Consider the following 23,664-nt stretch of genomic DNA (forward strand, 5'->3'; position numbering starts at 1 on the left):
AAGTGAGGTATTTTTTTATGGAGTGTGGAATTGAAAAAAAGATGATTGCTGAAGCTTTAGGGACTTTTTTCTTAGTTTTCTTCGGTACAGGTGCTGCAGTAATGACACTTATTATTGCTCATAGTGTTAGTCCTGCTGCAACTATTGGTACTCTTGGAGGATTTGCCGATTGGTTAGCTATTGGTTTAGCATTTGGTTTAGCTGGAATGGTTAGTATTTATATATTTGGTAAGATTTCTGGGGCTCATATGAATCCTGCAGTAACACTTGGTTTATGGATAAGTAAAAATATTTCAGGTAAAGATTCAGTATTGTATATTATAGCTCAATGTATAGGTGCTGTACTTGCAAGTATATGTTTATATATTATCTTAGGACCTCAAGCAATAACTATTGGTTCTTTAGGTGCAACTGTACCTGCTGCTGGTATAAATTACTTCCAAGCTATGTTTGTTGAATTTATAGGTACTTTCTTCTTAGTTCTCACTGTTATGGGTGTGGCTGTTGATAAAAAAGCAGAACCTGCAGTTGGAGGTTTTGCTATAGGTATGGCTATTGCAACTGCTATTTTCCTTCTTGGTGGAATTACTGGAGGATGTATTAATCCTGCACGAGGTTTCGGACCATATCTCATTGACTTTTTACTTGGTGGTGTAAATCTTTGGAATTACTTCCCAATTTACATAATTGGACCTATAGTTGGAGGTCTTCTTGCTGGATTTATATATCAAAAAATCGCTGAAGGTACTGATGTTTGTGATTTACCAAATCTTTATGATTAAAACTAAATAATTTATTTTTTTATTTTTTTATTTTTTTGCTTATTTTTTTTGTTTTACTCAATATTAAATGTTTTATAAGGATAAAACAATAAACTTTTATATGTGGAAAAATAATATTTCAATTGTTATTAATTATATTATATAAAAATTAATTTTAAAGGAGAATAAGAAATATGGCACAATATAAATGTAAAGTCTGTGGATATGTATATGATGAAGAAAAAGGAGAAGCTCGTAAAGACATAGCACCTGGAACATTATGGGCAGATGTACCAGAAGGTTTTAAATGTCCTTCATGTGGAGCTCCAAAGAGAATGTTTAAGGAAATTTAAATAAAATTTAATATAGAAGATGTTTAACTATGGTAAAATATATTTGTGATGCATGTGGATATGAATATGTTCCAGAAAATGGTGATCCAGATAATGGTATAGCACCAGGAACAGCTTTTGAGGATTTACCTGATGATTGGGTATGTCCAATTTGTGGACTTGAAAAATCAATTTTTGTAGAAGAATAAAAAAACATTTCATTGTGAAATGATTTTTAATACCAAAAAATGTTTATTGAGATGAAATTACGAAATGACAAGATATTTTTGTAAACTATGCGATTATGAATACTTGCCGGAACAAGGAGATCCCCATTTTAATATAAAACCTGGGACTTCTTTTGAGGATTTACCTGATGAATGGGAATGTCCTTTATGTGGAATAAAAAAATCATTCTTTGAAAAAGAAGATTAATATAAAATTTAAAATAATTTAAAAGGATTTAAGATTATGGCAAAATATATTTGCAGCACATGTGGATATGTCTATAATGAAGAAGACGGTGACCCTGATAATGGTATAGCACCAGGAACTTCTTTTGAGGATTTACCTGATGATTGGACATGTCCAATGTGTGGTGTTGGTAAAAAGATGTTCATAAAAAGATAAAAAAAATAATTTTTGGAGGAAATGATTAAAATGATAGATGAAAAAGTATTAGAAGCTTTAAATAAACAAGTAAATGCAGAATTATACTCCTCATATTTATACATGGCTATGTCTGCATTTCTTGAAGATAAAGGATTACCTGGATTTGCAAACCTTGAAATGGTAAATGCTAAAGAAGAATTAGATCATGCAATGAAATTCTATGATTTCATCATAAGAAGAGGTGGAAAAGTAGAAATTGAAGCAATTGAAAAACCAACTACAGATTGGGAAAACCCTGTTGCAGTGCTTGAAAATGTAGTATCTCATGAAGAAAAAGTAACAGGACTTATTAATGATTTAGTTTCATTAGCTATAGAACAAAAAGATTTTGCAACAAACCAATTCCTTCAATGGTTTGTAGATGAACAAGTTGAAGAAGAAGAAACTGCTAATGATGATTTAAATAGTCTTAATTTAGCAATGGATTCTGGCAATGGATTATACTTACTAGATCAACAATTTGCTGCACGTGTTTACACACCACCTGCAACCAATGAATAAATTTAATTATTATATTAAATTTATTCCACAACTTTTTTTAAAATTTTTTTAATTACTTACTTATCCTATGAAAATTAAATAGGAAACTTTTTTCTTTTTATTTTTGTTGTTTTTAGGTCCAAAGATTTGATAATATTGAAAATTTTCTGTTTAAAATTTTCACATATTTAATATCATTAAAAGTTAAGTTGTTTGTTTTAAGTAATCATTTTTGTCTCTGTTTATTTTTTGTTTAGTGTGGCACATAAAAATTTGATGTTTAAAAACTAATTTTTGGAAAGGTTGAAGATTTCTATGTTTTAAATCGGTCACAATAAGATTTTAATTGTGAGTGTAATTAGACTCAAAATTGATAAACACATTTTTAACTTAAAAGAGAATAATCATAATGAATACAATAATATTACTTTTTAAGTCAAAAATCCTCTTTTAATTCATTTTCAAAGTCTACTAAAATGTTTTCAATACTCTGATAAGAAATATCAACGTTATAGATTTCTTTTAACATGTACCTGATTTTGCGGATACTATCATTACAAATACTATCACCACTAATATTATAAGATTTAATGATAAAGTCAATCACAGGCTTAGTAATTTTTTTATTAACTTCAACTAAAGAGGATAAATCAGTATTAAATATGTTATTGCATTTGCTGCATTTATATCTTTGAATTTTACAAATTTGGGTTCCTAAGTCCATGAAAATCAATTCACGTTCTATTTTATCACCTTTAATATTATGTTTAGACCCACACACTGGACAAACAGCAATATTATTGTTAAATATTATTTCACCATTTTTTTCAAGACGAATTAAATTAGGACTCATGTCTTGACATCCAATCAACTTTTTTGACACATCAGATCTAAAATCCGAAAACTCTTCATAAAAATCGTAAAGTTTAAATTGTATTGGTTCTCTAATAGGATGTGGAGGTTTTATTTTTTTATTAGGCATATAAATGTGTTACTTTCACTTAATATATTAACTTTACTATTTTTAATTCATTATTAACAACATAATATACTTTAAAAAAAATTATGAATTATTATATTACAAAAAATAAAATTAACTAAGTTTTAGACAGAGTCCGAAAATTAAATAGGAAACTTTTTTTATACATATTTTAATATATTTATTTAATAATAAAATTTAGGTAAAGATGAGGTAAGGTATGTATTCTCAAACAAAAATTGCTGTACCAATTTTTAAAAAAGATAAAAAATCAATAATTGAAGAAGCTCAATATTGTATTCAAAAAGGAGCAGATTTAATAGAATTTAGAATAGATGGTATGGATAATCCTAAACCTCAAATTGTACGTGAGATTATTGAAGAAATTAATTTTCCCACAATAGCTACAAATCGAGTGAAAACTGAAGGTGGATTATTTAAAGGTACTGAAGAACAACGTGTAAATATTCTTCTTGAAACAGTTGATGTTGCAGAATTTGTAGATATTGAGTTACAAACAAATGATAATTTAATTAAACAAATAACAGAAACAAATGTTAAAACTATAATAAGTTATCATGATTTTAAAAAAACACCACCTTTAAATGAATTATTAAATATTGTTTTTAAGGAAAAAAATTTAGGCAATATTGCTAAAGTAGCTTTAATGCCAAATGATTTAGAGGATACTTTAACAGTTCTAGCTATTTTAAGTCATTGTGAAGATACCATAGCAATTAGTATGGGGGATATTGGTTCATATACTCGTGTTATAAGTACTAAATTTAATGCACCTATAACATTTGCAGTAAGTAGTGATGTTACAGCTCCTGGTCAAATTGATATTGAAACAATGAAACAATTATTAAATTTGGATATAATGGATATTGATGATTTAAATTCTTCTTATTAATCAAAAAAGTTGCTTGGAGATGATTTTTTTGAAAAAGATTTATTTTTTGATATTATTTTTATTACTTTTAAGTATTAGTTTTGCTAGTGTTTATGCTGATTCTAATATTAATATTAATGTAATAATTAATGGTCAGCAAGTATCTATAACTGATTCTTCATTAAACTTTTTAGATTCTAATAGAGCCAATATGGATAATGAAATTATAAATTTCACTGCAAATCAAGTAGTAGATATGTATGCTAGCACGGAATCTTACAAGCAAGGGGTATCTGATATTGCAAAAACTTATGGGTATGATGTTGTTACTGTGAATATTGATTCAGATTTAAATGATGGATCTCTTCCTTTGGTTTCAGCTGTCAAGGGTACTAGCATGACTCCAACTTTGCATAGTGGGGATATTATTATAATTAATCGTACTCAAGAAATTAAAACTGGAGATGTGGTTGTTTGTAATGATACTGAGTATGGTTTGATTGTTAAAAGAGTAGGTGAAGTTAATGGGGCTAATGTTTATTTACAAAGTGATAATAAATCTAAAGAGTTAATTAATGATGGGGGATTATTTTATGTTGAGGAAGGTTTACATAAATGGGTTACTCTTGATAGAATTTATGGTGTAGTTAAATATGATTTAACTGAAAATTCTACTAGTTGAATTTAATATTTTTATTTAAAATTAGAAAAAATATTATATGTGGAGAATTTTTAATTTTTCTCCATAAATTAAAGTTTTTGTTTTATTCTTTTCCTGTTTGGATGTCACTTAATCTTTTTACTCTTTTTAACATGTCTGGGTGGGTGCTGAATAGTTCCATGATTTTGCTACCAGTGCTGATTTTAACATTTTCGGTTTGTAATTTTTCTAGTTCATCTGCTCCAAGGATTCCGTCACGGTTGAAATCTACTTGTGAGAATTCTGAAATATCTCTTTGTGTATTACTTACATCATTTAAGAAAAATGCTTTACTTCCTTCTACATCTTTAATTTCTTGGGGGTTACATTGTGCTGCACCATATACTAGTTTGTATAATGCGCTTGCAAGGTATTGTGGTTGGTTTCCAAATTCTACACTTGCTTGGTCTGCATAATATTCACGTGTCCGGCTGATAAATAAAACGATTAATTGTCCTAAAGCATAACATACCATTGCTATTAAACCAAGTATTATACCTGCTCCATTGTCATTGTCTCCTTGGAACATTGTGCTTAATGCAACATAATAACATATCATAGGGATAGCACTTACAAGAGTGGTTATTACCATATCATTATGTTTTAAATGTCCCATTTCGTGTCCAAGCACTGCTTTTAATTCGTCACGGTTAACTACTCCAAGAATTCCTCTTGTTACACAAATATGTCCACTACGTCTAGTTCGGCCATATGCAAAAGCATTTGGTATATTTGTTTCACTAATACCTATTTTTGGCATTGGTACATCTGCAGCTAGTGCTAATTCTTCAACCATTTGGTAAATGTTTGGTGCTTCTTCACGAGTAACATGTTTAACACCCATACTCATTTCAACAAGTTTAGGTCCCATTAAGTATTGTATAAATATTAATAGTAACCCTATGAGGGCATAAGCACTCACTCCTAAGTTTATACCAAGTATTCCTAAAACTAAGAATAATATGATATATACCATTGCAAATAATGCTATCATGGCTAAAGTTAATCTGATTCTTAATTTCCATGTTCCTTTCAATTTATTTACTCCTTAAATTTTTTTATGATAATTAGTTAATTTTATAAGTATATAAATACTTTCAATATTTTCTTATAAATTAAATTTCAATTTTATAAACAATTAATAAAACTATTTAGAATACATTTGATAATGGGGAATATGTTATTATCTTTAACTTTAAAAAAGTATATTAATGTTAATAATTATAATTTAATTAAGAATTTAAATAATGATGCAAAATGTATACGCTAACACATATTGACTTGGATAATAATACTAAAAAGAATGTAACTCTTAGAGATTTGAAAGAATATCACCATTTTTCAGATAAAATTCATGATGTTAAAGAATTAGAACACTCTCCCATTGCTAATAATATTGATTTCAGTATTGGTGTTTTAGAACCCTTGGATGGTGCTGAAGACTTTGTTTATGTATATTTAAATCGGCCAGTTGTTAAATTTGGTGATAAAACTGATAATATTATAGGAAGATCCTATAAAGACTTATTTTCAAATGTTAAGGAATTTAATTCTTTTGATTGTTTAATGCGAGCTTGGAATGAAAATCGTAGGATTAACACAATAGTTTTAATTTATAAAGATAATAATTTATTGTTTGCTTTAAACATTTATTATGTTCGTGAAGATGACTATTTAATAATTTATAGTAAAGATATTACAGATTATGCTAAACTTAAACAAGAACATGAAAAACTATTTTATAATTCTAAAGATGGGTTTTTAATCATGAATTATAAAGGGGAGGTTTTGCATACTAATAATAAGTTTTTTGAAATTTTAGGTTATTCTATTGAAGATTTTATGCAAGTTAACCCTTTATCTTGGATTTTAAAAAATGTTGAAGTCATTTCTTTAACTGATGAAGAATATGGAAATATGTTAGAATTATTAGATGAAGTTATTAGTCATAGAATTAAAAATACTACTTTTGATGTTAAATACCCATTGAAAAATGGTAAATATGGTTATCTTCATGTTTTTGCAGTTCCTACTAAATATGAAAATCAGGATGTAGCTCAAATTAGTATTACAGATATTACTAAATCTAAGAAAAAAGAAATTGAAGCATTAAGATTACATAAAAATCTTAATACTATTCAAGGTATGGCAAAAATTGCTATTTCTTCATATAATTTTAAGAATATTCAATGGACTACTGAAATTTTTAATATTCTTGATATGGATCCTTCAAAACATGATTATGAAAATATTAATACTTATTTAGATTTGATTCTTGATGAGGATCGTAGTATTTTTGATGATGCAATTTCTAAGTTAAATCCTGATAATCCTCAAATTTCATTAACTGTTCGTGTTAAAACTTTTAATGGTAAAATTAAGTATATCGCTCAACTTAATAAAGCATTTTATGATGATGATGGTAATTGTAAAGTTGTTATTGGTTTTATTCAAGATGTTACTCAACAAAAAGTTTATGAAGATAAATTACGTAATGCTTTATCTGAGAAAAATGAATATGCTGATGATTTAGAACTTATTTTGGATGAGAAGGATGTTCTTATTAATGAGGTTCATGATCGTGTTAAGAATAATCTTCAAATTATTCAAAGTATATTCGATTTAGAAATGCATTTTAATCCAGATAATCCTTCAGCTACTGTTCGTAAGACTTATAATCGTGTTAAATCTATGGCTTTTGCGCATGAACAAGTTTATGATGATTTGGATTCTAATCGTGTTATTGATGCTTCTGTTTATATTAGACAAACAGTTTTAACATTGTTTTCTTATTATAATACTAAAATCCGTCCAGTTTTTGAATTAGATAATATAACTTTACCTTTAAATATTGTTATTCCGTTAGGTTTAATTTTAAATGAGTTATGTATTAATACTATTCAACACGCTTTTGATAAAGGTAATGAAGGTGTATTTTCAGTTGTTCTTAAAAAGGGTTCTGAAAATGTTGTTCTTATTGTTAAAGATAATGGTCATGGAGCGCCAACTGATTTTTCACCAGTTTCAGATAGTAATTTAGGAATAAATATTATAAATAATTTAGTTAGTCAAATAGATGGTAAAGTTGAATATTTAAGTGAAAGTACTGGGTTTTCAGTTTTAATCACTTTTTAATAAACTTTTTTTCATGATAAATTTTATTATATATGAAAATCTTATAAATGTATTAGATAACTTATTTTAATAAATATTATTTAAAATGATTTTTTTAAAGAATTAAATAATTGGTGATTAATAAAATGATTGGTCCATGGGTAGAAAAATATAGACCTCAAAGTTTAGATGATATTGTAGGTCAAACACAAATTATAAACAGACTTGAAAAGTATGTTAATGAAGAAAGTATGCCTAATCTTATGTTTACTGGCCCTGCAGGTGTTGGTAAAACAACTACTGCTTTAAGTTTAGCTAAAGCTGTTCTTGGAGATTATTGGAAACAAAATTTTTTAGAGTTAAATGCTTCTGATGCTAGAGGAATTGATACTGTACGAAATAATATTAAAAACTTTTGCCGTTTAAAACCTGTTGGTGCTCCATTTCGTATAATTTTCCTTGATGAAGTTGATAATATGACTAAAGATGCTCAACATGCTCTTCGTCGTGAAATGGAAATGTATACTAAGACTGCTAGTTTCATTTTAAGTTGTAATTATTCAAGTAAAATCATAGACCCTATCCAATCTCGTTGTGCTATTTTCAGATTCGCACCACTTAAAGGTGAAGATATTAATAAACGATTGGAATATATTGCAAGCTCTGAGGGTTTTGAATTTGATGAAGAAGCTATCAAAACAATTGTTTATTTTGCTGAAGGGGATATGCGTAAATCTGTTAATATGTTACAATCTGCAGCTTCTGAAGGGGAAGTTATTTCTGAAAATGCAGTATATGATGTTGTAAGTAAAGCTAGACCTGAAGATATTAATAATTTAGTTACAAAAGCCCTTACTGGTGATTTTATGGGTGCTAGGAATATTTTACGTGAAACAATGGTTTTACATGGTACTAGTGGTGAAGATATGATTAATCAAATCTATCAAGAAGTTAGTAGACGTGTTATGGATGATAAAATGGAAGGTAAAGTGTATATGGATTTAATTGAAGGTATTGCTGATACAGATTTCCGTATACGTGAAGGGGCCAATCCTAGAATACAATTAGAAGCGTTACTCGCTAAATTCTTATAAATATGAATTAAAATATTAAAAGGACTTTACATAACATGTTATGGACAGATAAATACCGACCACAAACCTTTAAAGAATTATTAGGTAATGGTAAAAGTAAAAAACAAATAGAACATTGGGTTAATGAGTGGAAAAAAGGTAATCCTCAAAAACCATTACTTTTAGTTGGACCTGCAGGTATAGGTAAAACATCTTTAGCTTATATAATAGCTAAAGAATTCTCTGAACATATAGAATTAAATGCCAGTGATAAAAGATCTTATGATATATTAATGAGTACTATTGGAGAATCCTCTAGTACACATTCTCTTTTTGGTGAATCATATAAACTTCTTATCTTAGATGAAGTAGATGGTATTAATGGTAATGATGATCGTGGAGGATCACGTGCTATTAATAAAATTATTAAAGAATCTAAACAACCTATGATTATGATGGCTAATGATTTTTATAGTAAACGATTAACCACTATTAAAACTAAATGTCTTGTAATTAAAATGACTAAAGTTCACACTAACTCTGTAGGTGCTGCATTAAAAAAAATCTGCAGAAAAGAAGGAATAGATTTTGATCCTGAAGCTATAAAAGTTTTAGCTAAAAACAGTAATGGAGATATGCGTGCAGCAATCAATACTTTACAAGCTGCAAGTGAAGACGGTGAAAAATTTGAATTATCAAATTTAGATAATATTTCACAAAAAGATAACACTAATAATATTTTTGACACTGTACGTACAGTTCTTAAAAGTAGAACAGTTAATCATATTAAACCAGATATGATGATTGATGAAGATCCTACTCTTGTAATGGAATATATTGCAGAAAATATTCCCCATGAATATGAAAAACCATCTGAAATAAAAAATGCATATGAAAATATTGCTAAAGCTGATTTGTACTTTGGAAGAGCAAGAGCTACAAGGGATTATACTTACTGGAGATATGCATCTGATTTTATGGGGCCAGGTGTTGCTTTAAGTAAAAAAGAAACTTATCGTAAATTTACAAGATTAACAGGAGCTCAAGCTTTTCGTTTAATGGGTCAAACACGGGGTAAACGAGCTTTACGTGATCGTATTGCTGAAAAAATGGAAAATAAAATGCACGTTTCATTAGAAGTAGCATATACTATGTTTCCTTCATTTGAAATTATTTTCCAAAATGATGAAATGGCTTATGAAATCAGTAGCTTTTTAGAATTAGAAGATGATGAGATTAAACGCTTCCGTAAAAGAAAAATTCCAAAAAAAGTCATTAAGAAAATGGAAAAAGAAATTAATGAAGCTAAACGTTTAGAACGTGAAGAACTTAATAAGAATATAAAAACAGGAATTTATCGGGAATCTACTAAAAAAACTTTAAATAAAGTAAAAGAAAATGCAGAAGAAAAAGTTAAGGATTCTAAATCTGATGATGATTCTAATGTAATTAGTAATGAAAATCCTGAAAAAGAAAATTTTAAACCAGAAGAGAAAGAATCTAAACCTAAAAAGTCTAAAAAACCTAAAAAAGAAAAAGAATCTGAAAAGTTAGATAAGGGACAAACTAGTTTATTTAGTTTTTAAAATTATCCTTTTTAAAATCTTTTTCCCTTTTTTTAATGATTTTTTTCAATAAATTTTTTAGATTTAAGAATATTTTCTTTATATTGAGGTATGATTTCTGATATGAAATCCATAAAGCTTAAACTTAATTTTCCATAAGTTCTTGCAGGATAATCTGTTTTATTATTGTTATCTAAAAAGCTGTTTATCCATTCATTAGAAACATTAATAAAAGGATAAATAATTGGAACATTTTCATTATTGTTATGTCTTTTGAAATTAATACCTTCACCTGTGAAGATATCGGATAATATATTATATGCTTCAATATTTAAGGTTAAACTACTAATTTTTTTATTTATTTTAAAATTATCTTTATCCTTGTATTCAACGAAATTTATTCCGTATTTTCTACTATAAGGTTCCAGTATAATTATTATTAATTCATCAGTTGAATCTTTAATTTCTGGAAGTAAAACAGTGTCTTTTGGTTTTAGTTGGTGGGATAAAATTTTACTTGCATGATTACAAATTTTTTGAAGTAAACTACTTCTTAATATTTTTATTTCAGGATAATATTTATTGAAAGTTTGCTCTCGTTTTCTACTGAATTTACTGAAACGTAAATTATTTATGTAGATAATTTCAGGTGTGTAACTGATAAAGCGAGTATCTACTCCTATAATTTTTAAAAGTTTCAATACTTCTTTTTTGTTGGTGGATGTCATAATTTTTAGAATTTAAAAAGAAAGAATAATATTGGGATTTATATTTTCTTTTCTTCTATTTTTGTGGTTAAAATTTCTCTTAATTTATTTTCCATAATATCTTTTGGTGCTTCTTTACCAGTCCATATTTTTATTGCTTCTGCAGCTTGGTAAATTAACATTTTTACACCGTTTACTGTTTTTGCTCCTGCTTCTTTTGCTTCTTTAATTAAGTTTGTTTCAATTGGATTGTAGACTATATCATTTACAATTATGTCTTCAGGTATTTCATCAGCATGTAATATAGGGTTTTGGTCAGGATATCCTTTCATTCCAAGGGGTGTTGTGTTTATTAAGATATCTGTTTGTTGTGCTTGAAGTATTAAATTATCCATATTGTCATAGTTTAAATCTGATAGTATTCCAGTATTTTTAATATTGCTTGTTAATTCTTCTGCTTTAGCTAAATCCCGATTTATCACTGTTAATGAGTTTATACCTGAATGTGCTAATTGGTAACATATTGCTCTGCTTGCTCCACCAGCACCAACTACAAGTATGTCTTTATTTGTTACACTTGTTTTGTTTTCTAGGGCATGTAAACATCCTATTCCATCTGTATTGTAACCAATAGCTTCATTATTCTCGAATTTTATAGTGTTAACTGCTCCAATTTCTTTAGCTATCGGGTCTAAGTGGTTTAAAGTTACAAGTACATTTTTTTTATGAGGTATAGTTACATTTAAACCTTTGATATTTAATTTGTTAGCTCCTCCAATAGCAGATCCAAGATTTTCACTTAATACGTGAAAAGGTAAATAAACATAATTTAAGTTTAAATATTCAAATGCAGCATTATTTATTATTGGACTAAAACTGTGTTCTATAGGATCTCCAATAACTCCAATAATATTTGTTGTTCCATCAATAATCATTTTTTAATTTCACCTTTATGGATAAATTTAATTTTTAATATTTTATTATTATAAATAAAAATCAGTATTTAATATATTTATTATTATTTTTTATCTTATAAATATATTAAAGGATTAAGAAAGTTTTTATTATAGTATTATTTATTTTGAATTCATATTTTTATTAAATATTTTTAATAAGCATAACAACTAATATTTAATTAATAATAAATTTTTAACATTAATAAATTATAATTATATTAATAAAAAAATTATTTTCATGGAGATAAACAATTTATGGAATTTAATAGACCTAGAGGAACAAGAGATTTCCTATTTGATGAAATGAGAGAAAGAAAAAGAGTAGAAAATATATTACGTGATGTTTTTCAATCATATGCTTTTCAAGAAATTAAAACACCAATTTTTGAAGAATTAGAATTATTCACAACAAAATCTGGTGAAGAAATAGTGGATCAATTGTATAATTTTAAGGATAAAAGTGATCGTGAAATTACATTACGTCCAGAAATCACTGCACCAGTTGCTAGATTATATTTAAATGAATTAACAAAAACAGCAAAACCAATTAAATTATATTATTATGGTAGTTGTTTTAGATATGAACGACCTCAAAAAGGTAGATTTAGACAATTTTGGCAATTTGGATGTGAACTCATAGGAGCAAGAAGTCCTGATGGTGAAGCAGAAGTATTAAGTATGTGTAATACTTCCTTAGAAAGATTAGGTATAAAAACTGCAGAAATACATATTAATCATCTTGGAATTATAAGAGGTTTATTCAAACACTTTGATATAGATTCTGATACTCAAAGAGAATTAATGATAATAATAGATAAAGGGGATAAAGATTTATTAAAAGAATCTCTTATTGGGGAAAAACCATTAATAGATAATCCTGAATTAAATGCAGTACTCATTGACTTAATTGATATGGTGGGGAATAAAAATATTATTAAAAATATTGAAGATTTAGTTGGGGATTATGAAGAAACTGTAGATAGTATAGATGAATTAAAAGATTTAATAAAAGCTTTAGATAGTTATAATCTTGAAAATTATAAACTAAATTTAGGTGTAGCAAGAGGTTTAGATTATTATACTGGAATAGTTTTTGAAGTATACATTCCTGAACTTGGAGCACAAAAACAAGTTTGTGGGGGAGGAACTTATAGTCTTATAAAAATATTTGGTGGTGATGAAGTAGAATCTACAGGTTTTGCTTTTGGATTTGATAGATTGATGAATGCAATTAAAGAACCAGAAGTTTTAACTCCTTATATTGATGCTTATGTTTTACCTATAAATGAAGAAACACACTTTGAATCATTTACTATAGCGACAAAACTTAGAAATCAAGGAGTAAAAACTGAAGTGGATTTATCTACTCGAAAATTTAAAAAAGCATTAAAACATGCTAATAAATTGAAAGTTCCTTATGTTGTGATGGTAGGTAAAAGAGATTTAGATCAAGGTTCAGTAACACTTAAAAATATGTATAGTGGAGAACAAGAAATTGTTAGTGTTAATGTACTTGCTGATACTATTAAAAAACATTTATAATTAAAATTATTTAAAGGAGGAATAAATTAATGGAAATGAATTTTCGATTAGAAAAAAATGGTGAAAATCTTATAATTGCTGTAGCACAAGATTATCAAACAAATGAAGTTTTAATGGTAGCATTTATGAATGAAGAAGCGTTACAAGATACATTAAAAACTGGTAAAGCACATTATTATAGTACATCTCGTGGAAAACAATGGATGAAAGGAGAAAGTAGTGGAAACACACAACAAGTCCATGAGATATTATTTGATTGTGATGCAGATGCAATAATTTTAAAAATAGATCAAAAAGGAGCTGCTTGTCATTTAGGATATAGAAGTTGTTTCTTTAGACAATTAGATTTAAAAACAAAAGATATTACTAATATATCTGATGATGAAATAAAAACAATTAGTGAAAGATTATTTAATCCAGAAGAAGTTTATGGAAAACAATAATTATTAAAAAAAACAAGTATGAGGATTTTTAAATGGATTACGATATAACTGAAGAAGATGAAGAAAAACGATTCGTCCCAGATACAAGTGCAATAATTGAAGGAACAATAAAAAAAATCCTCGACAATGATGATTTAATTTATCCAGAAATAATTATTCCTGAAGCTGTAATAGCGGAATTAGAACACCAAGCAAACAATAGTAGACCAACAGGATTCACAGGATTAAATAATTTAAAAGAATTACAAAAATTAGCTCAAAATCAATATTTAAATATTCATTTTACAGGAAGAAGACCTAATACTTCTGAAATTATAGATGCCAGAAAAGGGGAAGTTGATGCACTTATAAGGGATGTTGCACGTGATGAAAATGCAATACTTGTTACAAGTGATAAAGTTCAAGCCGAAACTGCAGAAGCACAAGGTTTAAATGTAATTTATAATGCTCAAAAATATCATGGAGATAAAGATCTTAAAATTATGGAATTTTTCACTGCAGATACAATGAGTGTTCATTTAAAAGAAAATGTTCCTGCTTTTGCTAAGAAAGGAACACCTGGACATATTGAACTTGTACAAATTTCAGAAAATAAGATTTCATATAATGATTTAGAAAACTTTGCTGAAGAAATTCTTGAAAAGGCAAGTAATGATAAAAGAACATATTTAGAAGCTGATTTGAAGGGAGCTATTGTAGTTCAATCTAAAGATTTAAGAATTAGTATCACTCGCCCACCTTTCAGTGAAGCAATGGAAATAACTGCTGTTAGACCTGTTGCTGAAGTATCACTTGAAGATTATAATATAAGTGAAGATTTACTTAATCGTATTAGTCAAGGTGATCATGGTATTTTAATTAGTGGGTCTCCAGGTGCAGGTAAAAGTACTTTTGCACAAGCTTTAGCTACTTATTTTAGTCAGAATATGAGTAAAGTTGTTAAAACTATGGAATCTCCTCGTGATTTACAAGTTCCCGATGAAATTACTCAATATTCTCCTTTAGAGGGGGATATGGAGAAAACAGCTGATATTCTTTTACTTGTACGTCCTGATGTAACAATATATGATGAGTTACGTAAAAGTTATGATTTTCAAATTTTTGCAGATATGAGACTTGCAGGTGTGGGGATGGTTGGTGTGGTTCATGCTACTAAACCTATAGATGCTATTCAAAGAATAACTAATCGTGTTGAATTAGGTGTTATTCCAAGTATTGTTGATACAACTATTTTTATAGATGAAGGCCATATTAGTAGTGTTTATGAAACTCGAATGACTGTTAAAGTACCAAGTGGTATGCAAGAACAAGATTTAGCTAGACCAGTTATAGAAGTTAGAGATTTATTAACTGGTGATTTAAAGAATGAGATTTATACTTATGGGGAACAAACTATTGTTATAGATGTGGAACAAGTAGGTAAAAAAGGTTCTGAGGAAGATGAATCTAGTAGTGTTGAACGTATAGCTGAAAAACAAATTATTAGGGATGTTAAAAAGGTTATTCCAGGAGCACAAATTGAAGCTAAAATTATTTCACCTAATAGGGTAAGAGTTTCAGTTCCGAATGAGTATCGTCCTAAAATTATTGGACGTGGCGGTAAACGTATTGATGAATTAGAACGTAAAATCGGTATTGGTATAAGTATTGAAACTTTAAATGAAGGTCCTGATGATGATTTAAGAATACCTTGTCAAGTTAATAAGAAAGGTGTTAATTTAGAATTCCCAAAAGATAGTACTGGTTCTAGTTTTGATATTTTTGTAGGTGATGACTATTTATTCACTGCTACTGTTGGTAAAAGTGGTTTAATACGTTTACGTCGTGGTTTGGAGTTAACAGATATCTTATTAGATGCTATTGATGAGAATATTGGAATTTTTGCAAGAAGAAGAAATGATTAAATAAAGGTTTTATTATGAATATTGGAGCATCAACTTTAGCAAGCACTGATTTAGAAAAGTTTTTGGATTATTGTGTGGATTTAGATTTGGACTTTGTGGAGCTTGTTAAATCTTATCCTAATCATGATTTGGATTTTGATTTATTAAACTCTTATGATTTTACTTATAGTGTTCATAGTCCCCTTATTGATATGAATATTTGCAGTTTAACACGCAGTATTAGAGAAGCTAGTATGCAGGAATTAAAAGATAGTATTGATGATGCTGCTCGTTTAGGTGCTAGAAATGTTGTTATTCATCCAGGTAAGGTTTCTTTTTTGGGTCAACCTTATGAAGATCATATTTATGATATTTGTGTTGATTCTTTTAAGGAAATTCATTATTATAGTTCTGGTACTGGGGTTATGCCTTTAATTGAGAATATGCCCCTTATTCCTGGTTTTATGTATACTGATATTAATAGGTTAAATTCTACACTTGATAATTTAGATATGTTTATGACTTTTGATATTGGTCATGCTTACACTGCAGGTTTTAGTGAAAATGAAATGTATTTTCCAAGAATTAAACACATACATTTGCATGATAATAATGGTGATGATGATTCACACTTGCCATTAGGTGAAGGCAGTATAGATTTAAAACAGGTATTATATCTTCTTGATGAAAAAAATTATAAGGGCACCTACATTATAGAAGCAAATAATCCTGAATCATTAAAGATTAGTTTAGAATACTTAAAAAATAATAATTTCATTTAATCTATATTCTTTTTTTATAAATCTTTTTTTATTTTTCAAATGCTCTTGGAAAATTCATATTTAAATAATAATTTAATATTATTAATTAGACCTGGAAAACAAAAATTTAAAATTATTTTTTTAAGGAGGTAAAATCAAAACATGATTCAAAATAAAACATTCCGCAATGACATTAATATTGAAATAGATCCAGTAATAATAAACACCCAAATAGAAGAAATCAAAGAATTAAATGAAGATTTCTATAAAGAATATAGTGAAATATATAATGAATACACTGGATTAATAATAAAATTAGATGAATCAAGTAATGATTTAACAGATTTCATTAATAATCAAATCCTTCAAAACTTAGAAAAATCACTAGATATTTGTGAATTATCAATAAAAATCTTACAACATAAATCTCAAGATACTTACATAAGTGTAGCAAATATTATAAAAAATTATAATTTAAAAATTCCAGGTAATGAAAATGAAACACTATGTGAAACAATAGCGAATTTTATTTCCTTTAAAAACGATTTAAATTACTATAATAATCAACTCATCATATGGAATGATACATTAAATAATCCCACAAGTAAAGAAGAAAATAGTGAAGTGAAAAAATTAAGGAAAAAAGTAAACTATCATTTCACAAATCAAATTTTATTTAATAAAGAGTACTTATCAAACATTTTGCTCTTTTTTGATGAAATATTAAGTATGAGTGAAAAAAATAATAAATTATTAAATTCTGCTATTGATTGTAAATCATTAAAATCTTACTTAAAATATACTAATATTCAAATTACAAATAAGCAGAAAAACTTATTCAGTGGATTTGATGACTTATCTGATTATATAAATAATATGGAAAATGAATCTAATCCTGAAGATGCCCTAGATTATATTGTTGATATTATAAAAAACAATATTGATTGGCCTTTCATATTCCAATTCATGATAAGTAAAATTAATTCAACAATAAACAAGCATGGTTTTGATTACTTAAATGAAAATTTTAATAATTTTTCTAACAATCAAATAGCATACTTAAACCAAATATTAAACCGTTTCATAATTCCTCATCAAGATGAAATAAGTAGAATTTTAAAATCATTAACAAAAAATTCACAAGCTAATCAAAAACATAAATCTGAAATAATATCATTAATAGATATTTATAATGACAGATTGGATAATATTGTATTTGATATTAAGCGTTTCATAATGAAATATCAATAAATCATATATCATGCTTATGGGAAGGTTTTAAATTTAAAAAAATTTTTTAATTCTCACATACCAAACCAAATCCAATAAAATTTTAATAAAAATTTTAAGGAATTAAAAAATAATTTTTAAACCTTCCCATATTACTAACCTATTTATTAAAACTTTTTTTAACATAATCTAACTAAATTTAAAAAATATTTTAACACATTACATTATAAAAATCTTTTTTTATGGATAAATATTTATATTAATTCTAATATTATAATAAATAATTATAAATTATTGGGTATGTATTTTATGGTTGATTATTGTTTCACATTTTTAAAAGATAAGTTTCCTGAAATCGAAAAAATGACAAAGGAGCTTGAATTTAATTTGTATAATCAAAATAGTATGAGTGTTCTTACTATGGGGGGATCTATTGCAGAAAATATTATCAATAAAGTCTGTGAATATGAAGATGTTCCTATTAGTGATTTAACTACTCAAGAATCTCGCATAGATTATTTATTTGATAAAAAAGTTTTATCTTCTCGTTTAACAAAGGATTTTCATGAAATCCGACATCTTCGTAATATGGTAGTTCATCAAGCATATCAAGGTGATATTGATGAAGCATACACAGTACATCATATAATTTATAATATTATAGAATGGTTTTATAAGAAATATGAAGATCCAGAATATGAAATCCCTGGATATAGTGCAATGTTATATGAAGATAAAAAATATATTCAACAATTATATGATGAAGCTTTAGCAGGTGATAAAAAAATTACACCTCCATTATTATGTCCTACTTGTGGATTTGAAGTATCAAAAGAAAATAGGTATTGTCCGGAATGTGGTGAAAGATTAAAAAATTTGGATATTAATCAGGATGTAGCTAAAAAGATTGAAAATTTCCCTATTACTGAAGAGTTATACTCTGATGAATTAGAAAAATATCAACTTCAAAAGGAATTAGAAACAAAAAACACTAGATTAATAGATTATCAAAGACGTCGGGATGATCAAATTCATGATTTGAAAAAAAAGCATAAAAGACAATTAGATGAATTATATGCTGCTTTAAATAATGTGAATTTAGATTTAACTGATATTACAAAGAAAATTAAATCTTTAGAAAATAAATCTTTTTTAACTCAGCAGGAGAAAGTTGACTTAAAAGATGCTAATGAAGAGAAAGATTATTTGTTAAATGAACGTAAAATTATTAATAAACGTAAAACTCTTTTGTTTGAGAAACAACCTTGTGAAATGCAAGATTTAATTGATGATTTGAATTTTGAAAGAGAAACTATTGATCAAATGAATTATCGGGAACAAGAGGAAATATTAAATGATATTGCAATTGAAAAGCGCAGATTGCGTAGGGTTCAAAGAAATATTGAAAATGGTTATAAAAGGGAGAAATTTATTATTTGCCCACATTGTGGTGAAAGAAATACTTTAGATACTGTTTATTGTATTAATTGTGGTAGTATTATTAAACCTAATTTGAAGCCAAGTCATAAGGTTTATTGTACTCAGTGTGGACTTTTGCTTGATTCAGATTATGATTATTGTACTTCTTGTGGGCATTGGATGCATTAAATAGGTTAAGGTGGAGTGTGTTATTTTTTTGATTCAAAATAATGATTTAGATTCTGAAACTAGTGATGAATTTATGGATGAGTATAAAAGTGTACATCAAGATTTTTATGATAATTATTTACAAATTATTGAATCTTTTGATGATGATTTAATTTATTCCTTAGAAGAAGCTTTTGAAGAAAACGATTTAAAAAGGGTAGACAGTATACATGAAATTTTATTAAATACTTTAAAAGAATTAAGCAATTATTTAAATAAAAGTGGGCCTTTATTAAATGAGGAGAATAATAAATTATATGAAAATTTTAACAAGGTATTTCAAATTATTAACATTGAAAACCCTAACACTTCAGAGTTCAATAGTTTCATTGCAGAAGTATTTCTCTTACCTGAAGTATACTTATCTACAATTGAATTAATAAGTCACAGTCAATATAACATATTTAACAAGATAATATTATTACCTGTAATAAATGAAAATATAGAAAAACAGTCTGTTGAATTATTAACATCTTATGAAAAATTCCAAAAAATTTTAAATAGATTCTTAGAAAAAATGGTTACAATTAAAAATCAAACACAAACATTAATTAAAAACACAAATAATAAAACTTTACAAATTACCATAGATTCAACACACTTAATAAGTAATCTAGAAAATATAGAAGACTATTTTGATGATTATTTCATTACTATAAAAGAAAAAGTGAATGAAATACCAAAATATGATTCAAAAATAAGTTATGGATTAGATCTTGATTATATTTTAATAAAAGACAATGTTTTAAAAGAATATATAATAGATAACAATGAATGGATAGAAGATTATAAAAATTTTTTAGAGGAGTATACTAATTATAAAGAAAATTATTCACAATTACTCATAATTGAAAGTATAGGGTATGATTTTATACCACGGATCAATTTTTGGATAAATGATAAAAATAAGCACATAATTGAATATTGTGAAATTTTAGAAAAATATGAAAAGAATATAAAAAAATTTTATCAACAAAGCAAGGAAAAAGAAGAATTAACTGAAATTAGTTTAAATAAACACTTAAAAAATTTAAATTATTTAATAAAGGATATAAATAATGATTAATATTATTTTTCAAATTTATCAATTATTTTCCTATAATTCTCATTTTGAAGTTCTAAACTAATCATATTTGTCTTATTAGCTTTAATAATGTGTTCTTTACTTTCAATTAACTCTTTTATATTTTCATCTTGTTTATTAATAATCTTATCCTTTTGCTCAAGAAGCCCTTCATAAGTTTTACTAATCTTTCGTAATTGAGTTTCTAAATTAACAGTATTATTTTCTATTTGGACCTTATAATCATCAATTAAACTTCTTAAATATTTAACTTGATCTTGTTTATCCTCAATAATTTCAACTTTTTCATTAATCTTAACTTGTAAATCATCTAACTCTTTAAGTTTAGCTTTCTCATTATTCACTTCACTACTTAATTTTAATTCCATTTTTTGTTTTTCAAATTTAAACTTAGCAATATGGGAATTCAAAGCACTAATCTTATCATCTTTTTGACTTAGACTCATATTTAACTCATCTATTTCCCCATCTTTCAATTCAATAATACCTTCTAAGTCTTGAATCTTCTTTTTATTATAATTATTTTTGTTATGATTCTGATTACTTGGTTTACTCATACTTTTAATCCCTAAAATAATATTTACTATTAAAACTTTTATTTTTATATAGCTACTAATTATTATTTTTTCAATATAATAATAATTTTTCCCTAATTTTTTTATATTTAATTGGTCTTTTATTTTCCTATTTTTTGGTTAAAATTTTTTATAAAAATTTATATATTCTTATAAAAAAAGTATAATTACTATAAAATTTTTTTAAAAAAAAGAATAAATTGTTTTTAAATTATATTTAGAGGGAGTGATTTTTTCATGGAATTTAATAAACTAATTTTGTTATGTGTATGTGTAGTAGCAATTGTAGTAATTTCTTGTGCATCTATATGGGCTTTATCTTCTGGAGTTGAAACCAATCTTGTGGCATCTGCCACTACTATTAATCAAGGAGAAAATTTCACAGTAACATTATCTGATAATGAGGGCAATAAATTAACAAATAAAAATGTTAGTTTAACTATAAATAATTCTAATAATCAATCTAAAGAATACAATCTTACAACAGATAATAATGGAATGGTATCTTTACCTATAAATTTACCTTCAGGAAATTATTCTATACTATCAAAATTTAATGGTGTTGATGGATATAAAAGTTCCACTCTTTCACAAGATTTGATTGTTACTAGTTTAATTTCACAAGGAACTAAATCCAGTAACAGTGATAGTTCTATTTCAAGTAGTTCAAATGGGCCTGAAACTTTTGGAGTGTGTGTATATTGTGGTAAGGTAGTTCCTGGAAAATGGGGTAGAATATGTTGTGATAGTTGTCAAAAAGCTCGTGATTCAGGGGACATGTCACAAATTCAACATACTGATGAATCTAAAGCATATATTGATCCAAATGGAAGAGTTAGTGGGGATGGTGATCATAGTGATGTTTATCACAATTATAGGTATGATAATCTTTAATTAAAAATTATTTTTTTATCTAACCTTTTTTTACTTTTCTTATTTTTTTTTATTAAGATAAACTTGTTTCTGCATGATGTTTAAGAATATTTCCACTAACAGATTGAGAAATACTTACATTTTGATTAATTAAACTAATAGGTAATAAAGCATTATCAAAACGATCATTTTTCAATTTATCTAAATTGTTTAAAATTATATCAATATTTTTAAAATCATTTTTACAAGGTTTGCTTAAACGATGATTTGAAGGTATATCTAATACAAAAACCTTACTTTTAGTTGATTTATAAATAATTTTATTACTATAATATGTAGTACTACCATACGGTTGGTTAATATTTTCTTCACCAAATATTATGTATTTGTAAATATACTCATTATCTGGTATGATATAAGTTCCAGGTTCTAATAATTGACTTACTTCATGTGCATGGTCTACAAACTCTCCACTTTTTTCCACACCTACTAGAAACAAATCACAAGTATGTTCTAAGTAATCTACGAGTTCTCTCATCGGTTTGCTCATATTACTTGTAACACCAAAAAATGCTAAAGGTCCATCTTTAATAAATAATGATTCTTTAAGTAAACTTGGAGCAACATCCATAAGAATGTGAATGTAATGAATTATAAGGAATTGTTCTAAAGTATTCATTAAATAACTACTTATTCCTTTTGCTAAGTTTTCACTAATTAATTCATGTAATCGGAAAACATCAGTTAAATAAATCTTTTCATGACAATGTGGACATTGGAATGTGTAATTTTTCATATTGTGTTTATAGAGTATTACAGGTTTACCACATTCCGGACAAGAACTTAGGAGGTATGTCATTTTTTCAGGTTTACGATATTCTCTATAAACAAACCAAGATAATGTTTCCATTAGAGTTTTTTGGATTTTAGTTTTTTTGAAATGATTATATAAAAAGTATCTGATACTGTTTTTAAGATTTTTTTGTGTTTTACTTTTAATATTTTTTGTAGGGATACTGAAATTATATGCATCAATATTATGTAATTTTCCAATATCTAATTTTCCTATAAACTCTTTATCTTCTAATTTAAATAAGTCATTTAATTGGAAATAGTTCACACCATACCTGTAGAATGCTACAGTACTTGAGGGAAATTCTTTACCTATCATTACTTCATTATATCCTCCATCAAATGCTAATACTTTTCTTATAGGATTTTTTTCAATTTTTTTGGCAGTGTAAGTATTCATGTTGCCTATTAAGTCTTCTGTTGCATGTTTTGGATAGTAACAATCTTTTAATAATTCTTTTATATCTTCATCTAAAATTAATGGTGTTTGTGATGATTGACTTGCGAATTCTGCTGGTTTTAATCCTTCGGAATAACTCATTT

Annotated in this window: 25 protein-coding genes; 19 read left to right on the forward strand and 6 right to left on the reverse strand. The window is 26.6% G+C overall.

Annotated features, from left to right (window positions below; all coding sequences use genetic code 11):
• The first annotated feature begins 17 nt into the window (after window positions 1-17).
• The 6 genes from ACA135_RS03085 (at window position 18) to ACA135_RS03110 (ending at window position 2,266) form a co-directional block, all read left to right on the forward strand.
• Window positions 18-782: an MIP/aquaporin family protein gene (locus ACA135_RS03085; protein WP_409198841.1), complete on the forward strand. Its 765-nt coding sequence runs from the start codon at window positions 18-20 to the stop codon at window positions 780-782.
• A gap of 173 nt (window positions 783-955) precedes the next feature.
• Window positions 956-1,114: a rubredoxin gene (locus tag ACA135_RS03090; protein ID WP_409198842.1), complete on the forward strand. Its 159-nt coding sequence runs from the start codon at window positions 956-958 to the stop codon at window positions 1,112-1,114.
• 29 nt (window positions 1,115-1,143) lie between these two features.
• Entirely contained in the window at window positions 1,144-1,302 is a 159-nt protein-coding gene (gene rd / locus ACA135_RS03095) for a rubredoxin (protein WP_409198843.1), read from the forward strand.
• 64 nt (window positions 1,303-1,366) lie between these two features.
• The gene (locus tag ACA135_RS03100; protein ID WP_409198844.1) at window positions 1,367-1,528 is read left to right on the forward strand and encodes a rubredoxin; all 162 of its coding nucleotides are present in this window, start codon (window positions 1,367-1,369) and stop codon (window positions 1,526-1,528) included.
• A 36-nt stretch (window positions 1,529-1,564) separates the two neighbouring features.
• Complete coding sequence (gene rd, locus ACA135_RS03105; protein ID WP_409198845.1) at window positions 1,565-1,723, forward strand: rubredoxin; 159 nt, start codon at window positions 1,565-1,567, stop codon at window positions 1,721-1,723.
• A gap of 30 nt (window positions 1,724-1,753) precedes the next feature.
• Window positions 1,754-2,266 (forward strand): ferritin, encoded by a 513-nt coding sequence (locus tag ACA135_RS03110; protein WP_409198846.1) that lies wholly within the window; start codon window positions 1,754-1,756, stop codon window positions 2,264-2,266.
• Between the two features lie 415 nt (window positions 2,267-2,681).
• Here ACA135_RS03110 and ACA135_RS03115 read toward each other — a convergent pair whose 3' ends face one another.
• Complete coding sequence (locus tag ACA135_RS03115; RefSeq protein WP_409198847.1) at window positions 2,682-3,227, reverse strand: DUF6431 domain-containing protein; 546 nt, start codon at window positions 3,225-3,227, stop codon at window positions 2,682-2,684.
• A 217-nt stretch (window positions 3,228-3,444) separates the two neighbouring features.
• Between ACA135_RS03115 and aroD the strand changes: the two genes are divergently transcribed.
• Complete coding sequence (gene aroD, locus ACA135_RS03120) at window positions 3,445-4,137, forward strand: type I 3-dehydroquinate dehydratase (protein WP_409198848.1); 693 nt, start codon at window positions 3,445-3,447, stop codon at window positions 4,135-4,137.
• A gap of 28 nt (window positions 4,138-4,165) precedes the next feature.
• Window positions 4,166-4,798: a S24 family peptidase gene (locus ACA135_RS03125; protein WP_409198849.1), complete on the forward strand. Its 633-nt coding sequence runs from the start codon at window positions 4,166-4,168 to the stop codon at window positions 4,796-4,798.
• Between the two features lie 82 nt (window positions 4,799-4,880).
• Here ACA135_RS03125 and ACA135_RS03130 read toward each other — a convergent pair whose 3' ends face one another.
• On the reverse strand, window positions 4,881-5,852 hold the full coding sequence (locus tag ACA135_RS03130; protein ID WP_409198850.1) for a zinc metalloprotease HtpX: 972 nt from the start codon (window positions 5,850-5,852) through the stop codon (window positions 4,881-4,883).
• Window positions 5,853-6,073: 221 nt separating this feature from the next.
• On the opposite strand from ACA135_RS03130, the gene ACA135_RS03135 reads away from it, so the two are divergent.
• From ACA135_RS03135 to ACA135_RS03145, 3 genes are all read left to right on the forward strand, one after another.
• Window positions 6,074-7,951, forward strand: coding sequence for a PAS domain-containing protein (locus tag ACA135_RS03135; RefSeq protein ID WP_409198851.1), 1,878 nt, complete (start codon window positions 6,074-6,076; stop codon window positions 7,949-7,951).
• A gap of 125 nt (window positions 7,952-8,076) precedes the next feature.
• Window positions 8,077-9,024 (forward strand): replication factor C small subunit, encoded by a 948-nt coding sequence (locus ACA135_RS03140; protein ID WP_409198852.1) that lies wholly within the window; start codon window positions 8,077-8,079, stop codon window positions 9,022-9,024.
• Window positions 9,025-9,059: 35 nt separating this feature from the next.
• Window positions 9,060-10,589, forward strand: a complete 1,530-nt coding sequence (locus ACA135_RS03145; protein ID WP_409198853.1) for a replication factor C large subunit — start codon at window positions 9,060-9,062, stop codon at window positions 10,587-10,589.
• 32 nt (window positions 10,590-10,621) lie between these two features.
• Here the strand turns inward: ACA135_RS03145 and ACA135_RS03150 are convergent, their stop codons facing one another.
• Entirely contained in the window at window positions 10,622-11,269 is a 648-nt protein-coding gene (locus ACA135_RS03150; RefSeq protein ID WP_409198854.1) for an ATPase, read from the reverse strand.
• A gap of 65 nt (window positions 11,270-11,334) precedes the next feature.
• Window positions 11,335-12,207: a shikimate dehydrogenase gene (gene aroE / locus ACA135_RS03155; RefSeq protein ID WP_409199078.1), complete on the reverse strand. Its 873-nt coding sequence runs from the start codon at window positions 12,205-12,207 to the stop codon at window positions 11,335-11,337.
• 279 nt (window positions 12,208-12,486) lie between these two features.
• On the opposite strand from aroE, the gene hisS reads away from it, so the two are divergent.
• The 7 genes from hisS to ACA135_RS03190 all read left to right on the forward strand — a co-directional run bounded on the left by hisS (window position 12,487) and on the right by ACA135_RS03190 (window position 20,803).
• Window positions 12,487-13,773 carry a histidine--tRNA ligase gene (gene hisS, locus ACA135_RS03160; protein ID WP_409198855.1) on the forward strand — a complete coding sequence of 429 codons (1,287 nt, stop codon included), beginning with the start codon at window positions 12,487-12,489 and terminating at the stop codon, window positions 13,771-13,773.
• A gap of 29 nt (window positions 13,774-13,802) precedes the next feature.
• On the forward strand, window positions 13,803-14,216 hold the full coding sequence (gene hisI, locus ACA135_RS03165; RefSeq protein ID WP_409198856.1) for a phosphoribosyl-AMP cyclohydrolase: 414 nt from the start codon (window positions 13,803-13,805) through the stop codon (window positions 14,214-14,216).
• Between the two features lie 32 nt (window positions 14,217-14,248).
• Window positions 14,249-16,120: a PINc/VapC family ATPase gene (locus ACA135_RS03170; protein ID WP_409198857.1), complete on the forward strand. Its 1,872-nt coding sequence runs from the start codon at window positions 14,249-14,251 to the stop codon at window positions 16,118-16,120.
• A 14-nt stretch (window positions 16,121-16,134) separates the two neighbouring features.
• Window positions 16,135-16,881, forward strand: coding sequence for a sugar phosphate isomerase/epimerase family protein (locus ACA135_RS03175; protein WP_409198858.1), 747 nt, complete (start codon window positions 16,135-16,137; stop codon window positions 16,879-16,881).
• A 141-nt stretch (window positions 16,882-17,022) separates the two neighbouring features.
• The gene (locus tag ACA135_RS03180) at window positions 17,023-18,111 is read left to right on the forward strand and encodes a hypothetical protein (RefSeq protein ID WP_409198859.1); all 1,089 of its coding nucleotides are present in this window, start codon (window positions 17,023-17,025) and stop codon (window positions 18,109-18,111) included.
• Window positions 18,112-18,399: 288 nt separating this feature from the next.
• Window positions 18,400-19,698 (forward strand): zinc-ribbon domain-containing protein, encoded by a 1,299-nt coding sequence (locus ACA135_RS03185; RefSeq protein ID WP_409198860.1) that lies wholly within the window; start codon window positions 18,400-18,402, stop codon window positions 19,696-19,698.
• 28 nt (window positions 19,699-19,726) lie between these two features.
• Window positions 19,727-20,803, forward strand: coding sequence for a hypothetical protein (locus tag ACA135_RS03190; RefSeq protein ID WP_409198861.1), 1,077 nt, complete (start codon window positions 19,727-19,729; stop codon window positions 20,801-20,803).
• A gap of 2 nt (window positions 20,804-20,805) precedes the next feature.
• Here ACA135_RS03190 and ACA135_RS03195 read toward each other — a convergent pair whose 3' ends face one another.
• Window positions 20,806-21,378: a glycosyl transferase gene (locus tag ACA135_RS03195; protein WP_409198862.1), complete on the reverse strand. Its 573-nt coding sequence runs from the start codon at window positions 21,376-21,378 to the stop codon at window positions 20,806-20,808.
• Between the two features lie 255 nt (window positions 21,379-21,633).
• Between ACA135_RS03195 and ACA135_RS03200 the strand changes: the two genes are divergently transcribed.
• Complete coding sequence (locus tag ACA135_RS03200; RefSeq protein WP_409198863.1) at window positions 21,634-22,290, forward strand: Ig-like domain-containing protein; 657 nt, start codon at window positions 21,634-21,636, stop codon at window positions 22,288-22,290.
• 52 nt (window positions 22,291-22,342) lie between these two features.
• Here the strand turns inward: ACA135_RS03200 and ACA135_RS03205 are convergent, their stop codons facing one another.
• Entirely contained in the window at window positions 22,343-23,662 is a 1,320-nt protein-coding gene (locus ACA135_RS03205; RefSeq protein ID WP_409198864.1) for a hypothetical protein, read from the reverse strand.
• Between the last annotated feature and the right edge of the window lie 2 nt (window positions 23,663-23,664).

It is taken from the genome of Methanobrevibacter acididurans (genome assembly GCF_046197875.1).
Lineage (GTDB): Archaea > Methanobacteriota > Methanobacteria > Methanobacteriales > Methanobacteriaceae > Methanobrevibacter_A > Methanobrevibacter_A acididurans.

Bases quoted from the DNA above. Each gene is read 5' to 3' on its own strand.
- ACA135_RS03085 (WP_409198841.1), top strand. From the start codon at position 18: ATGGAGTGTGGAATTGAAAAAAAGATGATTGCTGAAGCTTTAGGGACT.
- ACA135_RS03090 (WP_409198842.1), top strand. From the start codon at position 956: ATGGCACAATATAAATGTAAAGTCTGTGGATATGTATATGATGAAGAA.
- rd (WP_409198843.1), top strand. From the start codon at position 1,144: ATGGTAAAATATATTTGTGATGCATGTGGATATGAATATGTTCCAGAA.
- ACA135_RS03100 (WP_409198844.1), top strand. From the start codon at position 1,367: ATGACAAGATATTTTTGTAAACTATGCGATTATGAATACTTGCCGGAA.
- rd (WP_409198845.1), top strand. From the start codon at position 1,565: ATGGCAAAATATATTTGCAGCACATGTGGATATGTCTATAATGAAGAA.
- ACA135_RS03110 (WP_409198846.1), top strand. From the start codon at position 1,754: ATGATAGATGAAAAAGTATTAGAAGCTTTAAATAAACAAGTAAATGCA.
- ACA135_RS03115 (WP_409198847.1), bottom strand. From the start codon at position 3,227: ATGCCTAATAAAAAAATAAAACCTCCACATCCTATTAGAGAACCAATA.
- aroD (WP_409198848.1), top strand. From the start codon at position 3,445: ATGTATTCTCAAACAAAAATTGCTGTACCAATTTTTAAAAAAGATAAA.
- ACA135_RS03135 (WP_409198851.1), top strand. From the start codon at position 6,074: ATGTATACGCTAACACATATTGACTTGGATAATAATACTAAAAAGAAT.
- ACA135_RS03140 (WP_409198852.1), top strand. From the start codon at position 8,077: ATGATTGGTCCATGGGTAGAAAAATATAGACCTCAAAGTTTAGATGAT.
- ACA135_RS03145 (WP_409198853.1), top strand. From the start codon at position 9,060: ATGTTATGGACAGATAAATACCGACCACAAACCTTTAAAGAATTATTA.
- hisS (WP_409198855.1), top strand. From the start codon at position 12,487: ATGGAATTTAATAGACCTAGAGGAACAAGAGATTTCCTATTTGATGAA.
- hisI (WP_409198856.1), top strand. From the start codon at position 13,803: ATGGAAATGAATTTTCGATTAGAAAAAAATGGTGAAAATCTTATAATT.
- ACA135_RS03170 (WP_409198857.1), top strand. From the start codon at position 14,249: ATGGATTACGATATAACTGAAGAAGATGAAGAAAAACGATTCGTCCCA.
- ACA135_RS03175 (WP_409198858.1), top strand. From the start codon at position 16,135: ATGAATATTGGAGCATCAACTTTAGCAAGCACTGATTTAGAAAAGTTT.
- ACA135_RS03180 (WP_409198859.1), top strand. From the start codon at position 17,023: ATGATTCAAAATAAAACATTCCGCAATGACATTAATATTGAAATAGAT.
- ACA135_RS03185 (WP_409198860.1), top strand. From the start codon at position 18,400: ATGGTTGATTATTGTTTCACATTTTTAAAAGATAAGTTTCCTGAAATC.
- ACA135_RS03195 (WP_409198862.1), bottom strand. From the start codon at position 21,378: ATGAGTAAACCAAGTAATCAGAATCATAACAAAAATAATTATAATAAA.
- ACA135_RS03200 (WP_409198863.1), top strand. From the start codon at position 21,634: ATGGAATTTAATAAACTAATTTTGTTATGTGTATGTGTAGTAGCAATT.
- ACA135_RS03205 (WP_409198864.1), bottom strand. From the start codon at position 23,662: ATGAGTTATTCCGAAGGATTAAAACCAGCAGAATTCGCAAGTCAATCA.